Genomic DNA, 12,539 nt, shown 5'->3' with positions numbered 1-12,539 from the left:
GTGGGTGATCTCGGTGAGTTGGGCGAGAGTGTGCCGTCGTTGGTGGCGGTGGAGTTCGGTGCGGCCGGTGATGCTGGTGCTGCGGGCCCGTGAGCTGGAGGTGCTCGGCCACCCGGACGCCGACCGGCTGTGGAAGCGGGTCGCCGAGCGGGCCGGGGCGGCGGACTTCGTCCACCCGGAGAGCGCCGAACTGGGCGGCCCCGAGCGGCTGCGCGCCGAACTCGCCGAGCAGCGCGCCCACGAGGCGCTCCAGCGGGACGCGGCCGCCGAGGGCAAGGCGGGGCTGCTGGCCGCCGCCGAGCTGTTCGAGCAGGCGGGGCTGGCCGGCTCGGCGCTGATGTGCCGGACCCGGGCGCTGATCACGGACCTGGACGAGGACGGCGAGAGAGCCCCGCGGGACGGCGAGGGCTCCCCGCGTGGCGGCGAGGGTTCCTCGGCCGACGACCACGGCTCCCCGCGTGGCGGCGAGGCCTCCCCGGGCGACGGCGACGGCTCCCCGGACGGTCCGGCCGGCCCGGGTGAGGGGAGCAGCGAGGGCGGCGAGCCCGACGGCCGCCCCGCCCGGCCCGCCGACTGGGCGGCGCTCGACGCGGCGCTCGCCCGGGCCGAGGAGCTGCGCGCCGGCGGCGAACTGACCGACGACGATTACCTGATCGTGCTGCAGACCCGCGCCTACGCCGCCCACCACGACCTGGTCGAGGCGCTGCCCGAGCCCGCCGCCGAGGTGGCCGGGCGCTTCGAGGCGGCGGTCAGGGACTACCGGCGGACGGCCGAGGAGCTCGGCTCCGTGCGGCGGGCCGCCACCTCCCGGCAGTACACCGCGGACGCCGCCGCCCGGGAGGGCCGGCTGCCCGAGGCGGAGGCCGAACTGCGCGAGGTGCTGGCCCGGTTGGACGCCGCCGAGCTGCCCTGGCACACCCCGCGGGTGCTCGGTCTGCTGGGCCAGGTGCTGCTGCAGAGCGGGCAGCCGGGCGAGGCGGCCGAGGTGTTCCACCGGGCGCTGGCCGAGGCCGTGCGCTGGGGCGACGACTCCTACCCGTACGCGCCGACGTACATGATGCTCGGTCACGCCTGCCTCCGGTCCGGCGACCTCGGCGGGGCGGTCCGCGCGCTGTCGGAGGCGGCCGCGCGCTACGACCGCAAGGGCGCGGAGGCGGTCGAGGAGGCCGCCCAGGTGCGCCTGCAACTGGCCGACGTGCTGCGCGACACCGGCCGGGCGGCGGACGCGGTGGCCGTGCTGGAGTCGGTGCTGCTGGACGCGTCGGCGGCCCGGCTGGACGTCCGGATGCTCGCCCAGACCCGGCTGGACCTCGCCCGGGGCCTGACCGAGCTGGAGGAGTACCGGGACGCCGCCGAGGAGTACCTGCGGCTGGCCGACGCGGTGGCCGGCTGGGAGGACCAGGAGACCCACACCATGGTCGCCTGCGAGGCCACCCTGGCGCTCGCCCAGGCCGACCGCTGGGACGCCGCCGAGGCGGCGCTGGCCCGCGCCCGCGAGGCGCACGGCAAGGGCCCGCAGGTGGACCAGCTGGCCGCCACCCTGCGGGAGCTGGCCCGGCTGACCATGCGGGCGCGGGGCGAGGAGGGGCTGGCTGCCGCGCTCGCCCTGGTGGCCGAGGCGGACGCGGTCGGCGAGGCCGCCGAGCGGGCCGGCCGGGAGTACAACTCCTGGTACCTGCGCGGTGGTTCGCACTACGAGCGGGCGCGCTCGCTGGCCGTCGCCGGGCGGTACGAGGAGGCGCTGGCGGAGGTCGAGCAGGCGATCCCGGCGTACGAGGCGGGCGGCGAGCGGGCCGAGTCGCCGCGGGCGGAGTCCGTCCGGCTGGCGGCGCTGATCGAGGGCAGCGACCTCGGCCGCACCGGGGCGGCGGTGGCCCGGCTGACCGCCGGCATCGCGCGCTGCGAGGCGGCCGGGCTGCCGGAGGCGGCGGAGGTGCTCGCGGAACTGCGGGAGCGGTTCGCGGGGCAGTGACCGGGCGGGCAGTGACCGGGCGGGCAGTGACCTGCCGGGCCCGGGCAGTGACCTGACGGGCCCGCGCGTGACGTTCTGTGCCCGCGCGCGGGGGCGCCACGAGTGCCCCCGCGCGCCTCGGGTGCCGCTGGCCCGGTGGGGCCGAACTCCCGCACCGCCGGACGGCCACCCCCTAGAGTTGACGGGTGGCCAAGGAGAACACCAACCGTGTGGACGGTCAGGTACGCGCCGGCACCGTCGTTCAGGCGCACACCATCGAGCAGCTGAACCTCACCCAGCAGGCGCCGCCCGCCGTCCCCTGGCAGCTGCCGCCGGAGCTTCCGCACTTCGCCGACCGGACCGACGAGCAGGAGCGGGTCCTCGTCGCCACGTCCGAGCCGCCGACGGCCGGTGGCCCGCTGGTGGTCACCCTCATCGGCATGGGCGGCGTCGGCAAGACCGCCCTCGGCTTCCAGCTCGCCCGCACCCTGCGCCGGCTCGGCCGCTGCCCCGACGGCATCCTCCACCTCGACCTGGACGACCTGCGGCGCGCGGGCGTCGTCGACCCCGCCGACGCCCTCGGCGAGCTGACCCTCGGCCTCGACCCGGACGCGGTGCTCCCGCCCGGTTACGCCGACCGGCGGCGCCGCTACTGGACCGCCAGCCAGGACAAGCGCCTGGTGCTCGTCCTGGACAACGCCCGCACCGGCGCCGAGGTGCTGCCGCTGCTGCCCTCCTCGGCCGGCGGCATCGTCATCGTCACCGGTCGCGGCCCCCTCCACGACCTCGACACCGCCCGCGCCGTCGAACTGCCGCTCGGCCCGCTCGACGGCGAGGACGCCACCGGCCTGCTGCGCGCCACCGTCTCCACCCCCGGGCTCGCCGCGGACCCCCGGCTCGCCGCCGACCCGGAGGCGGCCGCGGAACTCGCCCGCCGGTGCGCCGGGCTGCCCGCCGCGCTGCACGTTGCCGGGCGCTGGCTGCGCCGCTACCGCCACCGCGAACTGCGCCGGCTCATCGACGAGTTGACCGTCGAGCTGGACCGGGAAGGGGTGCCCGTGGTGGAGGCCGTCTGGGACGCCGCGTACGCGAGCCTGAGCCCCGCGGCGGCCCGGCTGTACCGGCTGCTGCCGCACCACCCCGGGCCGGTGGTCACGGTCGGGGCCGCCGCCGCGCTGCTGGGCGGCGGTGCGAGCGGCGCCGAGGACGCGCTGGAGGAACTGGACGAGGCGGGGCTGCTGCTCCCGAGGCCGGACGGGCGCGGGCTGCACGACCTGATCCGCGGGCACGCGTCGCGGCGGGCGGAGGACGCCGCCGAGGACGTCCCGGCCGCCCGGCGCCGGCTGGTCCGCTGGTACCGCCGGCAGGCCGCCCGCGCGGACCTGGTCGCGGCCGGGCCGCGCCTGGTGGTGGCCCGGCCGGCCGTCGAGGAGCCGGGGCTCGCCGAGGCGCCCGACCTGCCGTTCGCCTCCGCGCACGAGGCCCTGCACTGGCTGGAGCGCGAGCACCTCGCCCTGTACGGCTGCGTGCGGATCGCGTACGAGGACGGCCTGGACGCCGACGCCGTCGCCCTGTGCGAGCCGCTGTGGACGCACTTCCTCGACCACCAGCACTACACCGACGTGATCGACGCCTTCGGCCTCGGCGTCGCCGGTGCCGACCGCGCCGAGGACCCGCTCGCCGTGGTCCGGATGCGCTGCCAGCTCGCCCGCCCGCTCTGGGAGCAGCGCCGCTACGCGGAGGCCGCCGAGGCGCTGCGGGTCGCGGTGAACCGGGCCGAGCTGCTCGGCGGCACCGAGCTGGAGCGCAAACTCCGCGCCTCCGCCGTCGAGTTCCGCGGCAAGCTGGCCTCCGTCCGGGGCGACTGGGCCGCCGCCGTGCCGGACTTCGAGGCCGCCCGCGCCGAGCACCTCGCGATCGGCAACACCTACGGCGCGATGCTCCAGACCTACCTGCTCGGCCGCGCGGCCCTCGCCCTCGGCGACCCGGGCCGCGCCGTCGCGCTGCTGAGCGAGGCGCACCAGGTCGCCACCGACCTCGGCCGCGAGCGGATGAGCTCCCGCACGGCCTTCGAACTCGCCACCGCCCTGCGCGCCGCCGAGCGGACGGACGAGGCCGCGCCGCTCTACCTGGCCGCCCTCGACGGCGCCCGGGCGCGGAACTCGGCCGCCGACGAACTGCGGGTCCTGGACGCCCTGGCGGACTTCCACCGGGAACTCGGCGAGGACGCCGCGGCGGCCGGCTACCGGACGGAGGCGGACCGCCTGCGGGGGTAGCTCAGGACCCGTGCGCCCGCTCGCACAGTGCGGCGGCGACGGCGACCTCGGTGCCGGCCAGGGCGGCGCCCAGGTCGGTCATCCGGTCGACCGGGAAGACGTGCGGCCCGGGGGGCGTGCGCTCCGGGCGCGAGCCGGTCGGCGTCCAGGACGGGGGCGGGCTGGTCGTGGCGACGACCACGACCTCGTGCCCGCGTACCGCCTCCTCCGCGCGCAGCCGCCCGGCCGTGAACACCCGTTGGCCGCCGTCCGGTTCGGCCCGCACCCGGGGCGGAGGTCGGCGGGCGAACAGCTGACGATCGACAGCGGACGGATGACAGGTAACAGATGACAGATAACAGATTTCGAAATCTGTCATCTGTCCGCTGTCATCTGTCAGACCGGGAACGAGGCCTCGGCCCCGGTGGCGGGTGCCAGCCGGACGCGGTGGGCCGCGCCGCCGATGCGGGCGGTCAGGGTGGTGGGGAGCGTCCCCAGGGCGTCCGGGTGGGCGGCGAGCCAGGCGTGCACGGCGGACAGGGCGGCGGCCGGGTCGGTGCGGCGCACCCGCCCGCCGGAGCGGTCGGGGTCGACGCGGACGGTGACCGGGGCGCCGCCGTCGCGGCGCAGCAGGGCGGTGGTGGGGGAGAGGACCACCGCGGCCGTGCGGCAGTCCGGGTACTCCTCGAAGGCCTCGGCCGTCCAGTCGGCGGCGGTCCGGCACTCGTGGTGCCAACCGGCCGCCGCCGGGGCGCCGGCGCGGTGGTAGAGCAGGGCGGAGCTCCGGAGCGCGCGGGTGCCGGCCCGGCCGGACTCGGCGGCGAGGTGGTGGAAGGGCGGCTCCGTCCACGGCGGCAGCCGCTCGACGGTGACCTCCCCGCCGGCAACCTCCCCACCGGCAGCCTCCCCGCCGACGACCTCCCTGCCCGCCACCGATGCCCGGACGGCGAACGCGGCCGGGGCGTACGGCGCACGTGCGGGCACCGGGAGCGGGCGCGGCCGTACGGGGTGGGGCGGCGGGGCGAGGCCGAGCAGGTCGTACAGCTCCGGCCGCAGCGTCTCCAGGCACCGCCCGGTGAGCGCGAAGGCCTGCTCGGCGAACCGGCGGGTGCCGCCCGGGCGTTGCGGCAGGACCGGCTCCGCCGGGTCCAGGCGCGGTACGGCGGCCAGCAGGCGGGCCATCGGGCTGCCGGGGACCAGTTCCTCCGCGCCGTCGCAGGCGGCGACCACCGGCAGGTCCAGCGCGGCGGCATAGAGCGCCACCGAGCCGTGGTCGGTGACCAGCGCGTCCGCCGCGACCAGCAGTGCCGCCCACTCCTCGTACGGCGCCGCGAGCAGCAGCCCCGCGTCCAGCGCCGGGCGCAGCCGCCGGGCCAGGTCGAAGGCGCCGGTCCGGCTGTACTCGTTGGGGTGGACGATCAGCGCCAGCTGGTACCCGTCGTACGGCAGTCGGGCGGCGAGTTCGGCGGGCAGGTCGGGGCGGCGGGAGAGCAGCGACTGCGGCCCCCAGGTGGAGGACAGCACCACCAGCCGCCGGCCGCCGGTGCCGAGCGCGGCGCGGACGGCGTCGCGCCGGTCCAGGGACTCCAGGATCCGGTCGAGCGTCGGGTCCCCGGCGACCACGGCGTGCCGCCGGGCGCCGGGCACCCGGGCGGCGAGCTGCTCGACCTGGTCGGGGTGGGCGAGGGCGTGCAGGGCGGCGGTGGGGCGGCCGTCGCTGAGCAGGAACGCCGGGTCGAGGCCGGACGGGAGCTCGGGGGAGCCCTCGCGTGCCAGCGCCTTGTTGAAGCCCGCGCCGTGCGGGAGCAGTACCTGCGGGCCGCGCAGGCCGTCGAGCGCGCCCTTGGGGCTGGCGGTGAGGATCAGGTCGTGCGCGGTGGCGAGGGCCTCGGTCCACGGGATGCAGCGGGCTCCGGCGGCGTCGACGGCCGCGAGCGCGTCGGCGGCGAAGTCGGAGCCGGGCACCAGGGTGAAGCGGCAGCGGACCCGGCCGTCACCCTCGAAGACGGGCAGCAGGTCGAGCAGCCGGTGCAGCGCGGCGGCCGAGCGCACGGCGAACAGCACCTCGGCGGGGGCGTCCGGCCCGCGCGGCGGCGCGGCGGCGTGGCTGGCTGGCTGGCTGGCTGGCTGGCTGGCTGGCTGGCTGGACCAAGGGTCCGGTAGCACACCTCAGCACCCCCCGTCGAGGGTGCGGCGGCACCGGCTCGGCGTGGTCGGGGTGGTCCTGCGGGGGCATAGGGGCGATGGTAACGGCCGGGGCGCGGAAACGGGGTGGATCAGCGAGTTCCGCCCCACCGCTCTCCCCCTCACCGGACGCCCCGTCAGCCGCAGCCGAATCTACGTGATCGGTTCCGGAGGCATCGCAGCAGGTCAGGCCCCGACGGCGCCCGCCCCTGCCCTGCCCGCGCCCACGCCACTCGCGCCCGCTCCGCCCGCGCCCGCCCCGGCCGGCAGGCCGCTGACCGCCCCGGCCGCCACCCCCGCCAGCAGACCGCTGACCGCCGGGGACCACGGACGGCCGGTCGGGCCGGTCAGCGTCAGCGTCCGGTGGACGGCGGGGCGGATCGGGACGAGCACGCAGTCGGCCGGGAGCATGGTGAGCGCCAGGGCGGGCATCACCGAGACCCCGACGCCCGCGTGCACCATGCCGATCAGCGTGTTCAGGTCGCGGATGCGGTGCCGGGGCGTGAAGCGGGCGCCGGCCCGCCGGTAGGCCTCGCGGATGTGGCGCTCGCAGCCGCCCTCCGACAGCAGGAAGTCGTCGTCCTCCAACTCGGCGACGTGGACGGTCGGTTGATCCGCGAGCGGGTGGTCGCGGCGCAGCAGCGCGTGCATCGAGTCGGCGCCGAGCGCGACCGCGCCGGGCGGCAGCGGTCCGGCGTCCACCAGGACGGCGGCGTCCACCGTGCCCGCCTCCAGCCAGGCCGCCAGCTCGTCGTCCTCGCCCTCGAAGACCCGGACGGTCACCTGCGGGTAGGCCGCCCGCCAGTCGTTCAGCAGTCCGGGCAGCAGCCCCTGGCAGACGGTGGTCGGCGCCGCCAGCCGTACCGTGCCGCTCGGTCCGCCGGCGTGCCGGTCGGCGATCGCGCGCACGGCGGTGGCCGAGGTGACGGCGGTCCGGGCGTGCGGCAGGACCTGCTCGCCCAGCGGGGTGGGGCGGCACGGGCTGCCGCGCCGCAGCACGGGCGCGCCGAGGGTGCGCTCCAGCGCGGCGACGGCGTGCGAGACCGCGGACTGGCTGATGCCCAGCTCGTCGGCGGCGGCGCCGAAGCCGCCGGTGTCGGCGACCGCGACCAGCGCCCTGAGCTGGGCCAGGTTGACGTCCGAGGTCATGAGACTTCCTCATCTCAGGTGCAGTTCCACTTGTTGGACTCATGCTCCGGTGTCGGGCCACGCTCTGTCCAGAAGGCGCGCTGTCCAGAGGCGCGCCGTCCGCAGACGCGAGGGAGAACGGAGGTGGTGGGGGTGCGGCGCTGGCTGCCGGGCTTCACGGCGCTGTCGGCGATCTGGGGCGCGAGCTTCGCCCTGATCAAGGTGGCGGTCGACGCGGGAGTGCCGCCGGTCTGGGTGGCGCTGTGGCGCTGCCTGCTGGGCGCGGCCACCCTGTGGGCCGTCCTGCTGCTGCGCGGCGGCCGGGCCCCGCGCGACCGGGCGCTGTGGGGGCACTCGGCGGTGGTCGCGCTGCTGCTCAACGTCGTGCCGTTCACCCTGTTCTCCTTCGGCGAGACCCGGGTCAGCTCGGTGCTGGCCGGGGTGGTGAACGCGACCACCCCGCTGTTCACCCTGTTGTTCGCGGTGCTCGTGGTGCCCGAGGAGCGCCGCCCGGACGCCCGCCGGCTGGCCGGTCTCGGGCTCGGGTTCGTCGGTGTGCTCACCGTGCTCGGGGTCTGGCGCGGCCTCGGCTCCGGCGTGACCGTCGGCGCCCTGGCCTGCCTGGCCGCCACCTGCTGCTACGGCGCGGGCTTCGCCTACCTGCGCCGCTTCCTGTCCGGCCGGCCGGAGTCGGTGACCACCCTCTCCGCCCTGCAGATCGGCTGCGCCGCCGCCGAGTCGGCCCTGATCGCCCCGCTGGTCGCGGGCGCCCCGCACTGGCCCGGTGCCGCCGCGGCGGCCGCCCTGCTGGTGCTCGGCGCGCTCGGTACGGGCCTGGCCTACCTGCTCAACCTGGCCCTGGTCCGGTCGGCCGGCACGACGGTGGCCTCCGCGGTCACCTATGTGACGCCGCTGTGGTCCACCGCGCTCGGGGCCGCGCTCCTCGCCGAGCCGGTCGGCTGGAACGCCCTGGCCGGCGGCGCGCTGGTGATCGCCGCCGTCGCCCTGACCAGGCCGCGCAGGGCCCGGGCCACGGTCCCGACGGAAGCCCCGAGGGGCCGTCAGCCCGTCGGTTAGGGTGGACCGGATGAGCGAGGGGAGCGGTGAGGGGGAGCGGCGTCCGGCGTCCGTGCGCGAGGCGCTGTGGGCGGATCCGCTGCGCTTCCCGTTCACCCGCTGGGTGCCGCGCTGCTGGGCGTACCTGCTGACCAGTGCGCTGCTCGGGCCGGTGCTCCTGGTGGTCCTCGCGGTGCTGCTGGTGCTCGGCCTGGGCCTGTGGGTGGTCGGCGTCGGCATGCCGGTGCTGGTCGGCCTGGTGCTCATCGGCATCCCGACCGGCGCCGCGGCCCGGTGGCGGCTGCGGCTGGTCGAGCCGGTCCCGGTGCCCGACCCGCACCGCAGCCTGCCCGGGGCGGGCCGCCGGGCCCGGATCCGCACCCGGTTGCGCGAGCGGGCCACCCGGCGCGAACTCGCCCACGCCGTCCTCGCCTCGACGGTGCTGGCCGCCGCCTCGCTCGGCTTCACCGCGCTGCTGGTGTTCTCCGGCCTGTACGTGCTCTCCCCGCTGGTGGTGTGGGCGCTCGCCCCGGAGACCGTGATGCTGATCCCCGGGCACGCCGTCCCCGGGCCGTTCGCCGCCCTGCCGTTCACCGCCGCCGGGCTGGCCGGCCTGCTGCTCTGCGCGTACACCGGGGCGCTGCTGACCGCCGCCGAGGTCGCGCTGGCCCGCTACCTGCTCGGGCCCCGGGACGACGACCTCGGCCGTCAGGTGCTCGAACTCACCCGCTCCCGGGCCCGGTTGGCCGACGCCTTCGAGGCCGAGCGGCGCCGGATCGAGCGCGACCTGCACGACGGGGCGCAGCAGCAGCTGGTCGCGCTCAGCATGACCCTCGGGCTCGCCGAGTACGAGCTGCGCGGCCGGGCGGCGGAGCCCGGGGCGGCCGGTGACGCCCGCGACGGCCGTGACGCCCGTGCGGACCGTGACGCCCGCGAGGACCGGGCCGCCGAACTCGTCGCCCGGGCGCGCGGCGAGGCCCGGCAGGCGCTGGAGCAGCTGCGCGGGCTGGTGCGCGGCATCCACCCCCAGGTGCTCACCGACCACGGGCTCGCCGCGGCCGTCGACGAGGTCGCGCAGCGCCACCCGATCCCGGTGGCCACCGACATCGAGCTCCCGGAGCGGCTGCCCGCCCCGGTGGAGACCACCGCCTACTTCACCGTCACCGAGGCGCTCACCAATGCCGCCAAGCACAGCGGCGCCACCGCGATCACCGTCCACGGGCGGGTCGCGCACGGCCGGCTGGTCGTCCAGGTGACCGACGACGGCCGCGGCGGGGCGGACCCGGCCGCCGGGGCCGGACTGGCGGGACTCGCCGACCGGGTGGCACTGCTGAGAGGACGGCTGATGGTGACGAGCCCGACGGGCGGCCCGACGACGCTGCGGCTGGAGGTCCCGTGCTCCGGGTCGTGATCGCCGAGGACGCGGTGCTGCTGCGCGCCGGGCTGGTCGAACTCCTCGCCCTCGGCGGCCACCGGGTGACCGCCGCCGTCGGCGACGCGGGGGCGCTGGCCGCGGCCGTCGACGCCGACCGGCCGGACATCGTGGTCACCGACGTCCGGATGCCCCCCGACCACAGCGACGAGGGCCTGCGCGCCGCCCTCGCCCTGCGCGAGCGCCACCCGGGCCTGCCCGTCCTGGTCCTCTCCCAGTACGTGGCGACCCCGTACGCCACCCGGCTGCTCGCCGCCGCCGGCGCCCAACCGGCCGGTCTGGGCTACCTGTTGAAGGACCGGGTCGGCGACGTCGCGGACTTCCTGGACGCGCTGCGGCGGGTCGCCGGCGGGGAGACGGTGATCGACCCGGAGGTGGTCCGGGTGCTGCTGCGCGGCCAGTCCGCCGACCGCCCGCTGGCCCGCCTCACCCCGCGCGAGCGCGAGGTGCTCGCGCTGATCGCCGAGGGCCTCAACAACCAGGCGGTGGCGGGCCGGTTGAGCATCACCGAGGCATCGGTGGTGAAGCACTGCGGGAACATCTTCATGAAGCTGGACCTGGACCCGACGGAGGGCAACCGGCGGGTGCTCGCGGTGCTGGCCCACCTGCGGGGGGAGTGACGTCCCCGCCCGCGGGTGACACGTCTCCCCCTTGTCACGGCGGTCGTCCGGCCGGAACGATGGTGCCATGGCGAGGACACGGGAACCGCAGAGCGCGATCGTCAACCGACTGCTCAAGGGCGAGGCCAGCAAGGACGACAGCACCACGGCCCAGGCGAACTTCCTGCTGTGGCTGCGGCAGGAGTGGGGCGGGGACGGCGACCGGGCGCTGGCGTCCTGCCTGGACGTGCTGACCGAGGCCGGCGGCGAGGAGTGGCGGGCGCTGCCGGAGCGCGATCTGTCCGCCCACGTCTGGCTGTTCAGCTTCTCCTGCCCGGGCCGGGACGACCTGCCGGGCCAGGCGCGGAACTGGGTGACGGCCGTCCGGGCCAACGGCGGGGCGCCCGCGATCGCCCGGCTGGTCAGGCACCTGCGGGGGCAGTCGGAGTGACCGGGGGGCCCGGCGTGGCCGAGCCCGGCAGGGGCGGGTCGAGGTCGAGCAGGGGAACGTCGGGGGCGGGCAGGGGAAGGCCGAGGTCGAGCAGGGGCGCTTCGGGTTCGGGCAGCGGAACGTCGGGGTCGAGCAGCGCCGTGAGCCGCCGGGCCGAGGCCTCCCAGGTCCAGTGCTCCTCGGCCCAGCGCCGCCCGGCCGCCCCCGTCCGGGCGCGCTCGGCGGGCGGGGCGAGCAGGATCCGGGTCAGGGCGGCGGCCACCTCGGCGGGTGAGCGGCCGTCGACGACCGTGCCGGTGACGCCGTCCAGGACGGTGTCCGGGGCGCCGCCGGAGCGGCCGGCCACCACCGGGAGTCCGGCCGCGGCCGCCTCCAGGTAGACGATGCCGAGGCCCTCGGCCTCCAGCCCCAGCCGCCGGGTGCGGCACGGCATCGCGAAGACGTCCGCCCCGGCGTAGTGGACGGCCGTCCCGGCGTGGTCGAGGCCGCCGGTGAACACCACGGCGCCCGGCTCGGTGAGCCGGCGGGCGAGGCGCCGCAGCCGCTCCTCGTCGGGGCCCCGGCCGACCAGCACCAGGGTGGTCCCGGGGACGGCCCGGCGGACCGCGGGCAGGGCGCGGATCAGTACGTCCTGGCCCTTGCGCGGGACGAGCCGCGCCACGCAGAGGACCACCGGGCTCCCCGTACCGGCCGGGGTCTCCGCACCGGCCCGCGCAGGGTGGTCGGTCGGCCGGAAGACCGCCGGGTCGACCCCCGGGACCAGTCGCGCCAGCCGGGCGTCCGGTCCGAGCGCCGGGGCGATCCGGGCGCGGGTGTACCCGCCCAGGTAGGTCACCACGTCCGTGCTGCGGCCGATCCGGCGCAGCAGCCCGCGGGCGCCCGGGACGCGGGCCCACCAGATCTCGTGGCCGTGCGTGGTGGCGACGGTGCGGCGGATGCCGGGTGCCAGCCGCCGCAGGCCGGGCGTCATCGCGGCGAGCGGTGCGGCCGCGCCGAACCAGACCCGGTCGCAGCCGTGCTCCCGGGCGATCCCGGCGGCCCGGCGGACGGCCCGCGGGGTCGGCAGCAGGGTGCGGGCGCGGTCGCGGATCACCGGGTAGGGGAGAGCGGCGTCGTGGCGCTCCGCGCCGGGTTCGGCCGAGGTGTAGACCACGACGTCGTGGCCGGGGACGCGGTCGGCCATGGCTTTGACGAAGGTTTCGATGCCGCCCTGGCGCGGCGGGAAGTCGTTGGTGACGACGAGGGTGGTGCCCATGGCAGGCCTTTCGGAGTCGGAACGGAGTACGCGGTGACGGAGTGAGCGGTGACGGAGCGCGCGGTGAGCGGGCGGGTGAGCAGGACGAGGACGAGCGGCAGCGCGAGGTAGCCGAACCGCCCGGCCGGCGCCAGCAGGAAGGCCGCCGCCAGCCCCAGGGCCAGCCGGTGCGCCGCGGCGGCCGCGGTGCGGGGCGGGCGGGTGAGCAGCGACACCCCGACGGCGAGC

General features: G+C 77.5%; 10 protein-coding genes and 1 pseudogene. 6 read left to right on the top strand and 5 right to left on the bottom strand.

Features of this window, described 5'->3' with window-relative positions; translation table 11 throughout:
* Nucleotides 1-1,972 (top strand): tetratricopeptide repeat protein (locus ABZW03_RS26785; RefSeq protein ID WP_355263277.1); only part of this gene is annotated, 1,972 nt, incomplete at its 5' end.
* 185 nt (nucleotides 1,973-2,157) lie between these two features.
* Nucleotides 2,158-4,227, top strand: a complete 2,070-nt coding sequence (locus tag ABZW03_RS26780; RefSeq protein WP_355263274.1) for an NB-ARC domain-containing protein — start codon at nucleotides 2,158-2,160, stop codon at nucleotides 4,225-4,227.
* Nucleotide 4,228: 1 nt separating this feature from the next.
* Here ABZW03_RS26780 and ABZW03_RS26775 read toward each other — a convergent pair whose 3' ends face one another.
* From ABZW03_RS26775 to ABZW03_RS26765, 3 genes are all read right to left on the bottom strand, one after another.
* Nucleotides 4,229-4,492, bottom strand: a complete 264-nt coding sequence (locus tag ABZW03_RS26775; RefSeq protein WP_355263271.1) for a hypothetical protein — start codon at nucleotides 4,490-4,492, stop codon at nucleotides 4,229-4,231.
* Between the two features lie 110 nt (nucleotides 4,493-4,602).
* Complete coding sequence (locus ABZW03_RS26770; RefSeq protein WP_355263280.1) at nucleotides 4,603-6,270, bottom strand: translation initiation factor 2; 1,668 nt, start codon at nucleotides 6,268-6,270, stop codon at nucleotides 4,603-4,605.
* A gap of 306 nt (nucleotides 6,271-6,576) precedes the next feature.
* Nucleotides 6,577-7,539: a LysR substrate-binding domain-containing protein gene (locus tag ABZW03_RS26765; protein WP_355263268.1), complete on the bottom strand. Its 963-nt coding sequence runs from the start codon at nucleotides 7,537-7,539 to the stop codon at nucleotides 6,577-6,579.
* 123 nt (nucleotides 7,540-7,662) lie between these two features.
* On the opposite strand from ABZW03_RS26765, the gene ABZW03_RS26760 reads away from it, so the two are divergent.
* The 4 genes from ABZW03_RS26760 (at nucleotide 7,663) to ABZW03_RS26745 (ending at nucleotide 11,056) form a co-directional block, all read left to right on the top strand.
* Nucleotides 7,663-8,595 carry a DMT family transporter gene (locus tag ABZW03_RS26760; RefSeq protein ID WP_355263265.1) on the top strand — a complete coding sequence of 311 codons (933 nt, stop codon included), beginning with the start codon at nucleotides 7,663-7,665 and terminating at the stop codon, nucleotides 8,593-8,595.
* A 10-nt stretch (nucleotides 8,596-8,605) separates the two neighbouring features.
* A complete protein-coding gene (locus ABZW03_RS26755; protein ID WP_355263262.1) occupies nucleotides 8,606-9,985 on the top strand; it encodes a sensor domain-containing protein in 1,380 nt (459 codons plus the stop codon).
* Nucleotides 9,970-10,626 carry a response regulator transcription factor gene (locus ABZW03_RS26750; RefSeq protein WP_355263259.1) on the top strand — a complete coding sequence of 219 codons (657 nt, stop codon included), beginning with the start codon at nucleotides 9,970-9,972 and terminating at the stop codon, nucleotides 10,624-10,626. Before ABZW03_RS26755 ends, ABZW03_RS26750 begins: the two co-directional genes overlap by 16 nt.
* A gap of 67 nt (nucleotides 10,627-10,693) precedes the next feature.
* A complete protein-coding gene (locus ABZW03_RS26745; RefSeq protein WP_355263256.1) occupies nucleotides 10,694-11,056 on the top strand; it encodes a hypothetical protein in 363 nt (120 codons plus the stop codon).
* On the opposite strand, the gene ABZW03_RS26740 is transcribed toward ABZW03_RS26745, so the two are convergent.
* A complete protein-coding gene (locus tag ABZW03_RS26740) occupies nucleotides 11,028-12,239 on the bottom strand; it encodes a glycosyltransferase family 4 protein (protein WP_355263254.1) in 1,212 nt (403 codons plus the stop codon). The two genes, ABZW03_RS26745 and ABZW03_RS26740, sit on opposite strands and share 29 nt — an antisense overlap.
* Nucleotides 12,146-12,539: pseudogene (locus tag ABZW03_RS26735) on the bottom strand (hypothetical protein); the annotation flags it as partial. The gene ABZW03_RS26740 and the pseudogene ABZW03_RS26735, both read right to left, overlap by 94 nt.

The organism is Kitasatospora sp. NPDC004799 (assembly GCF_040609095.1).
Classification (GTDB): domain Bacteria; phylum Actinomycetota; class Actinomycetes; order Streptomycetales; family Streptomycetaceae; genus Kitasatospora.
The sequence above is the reverse complement of the archived record's forward strand: the minus strand, read 5'-3'. Positions and strand labels throughout refer to the sequence as shown.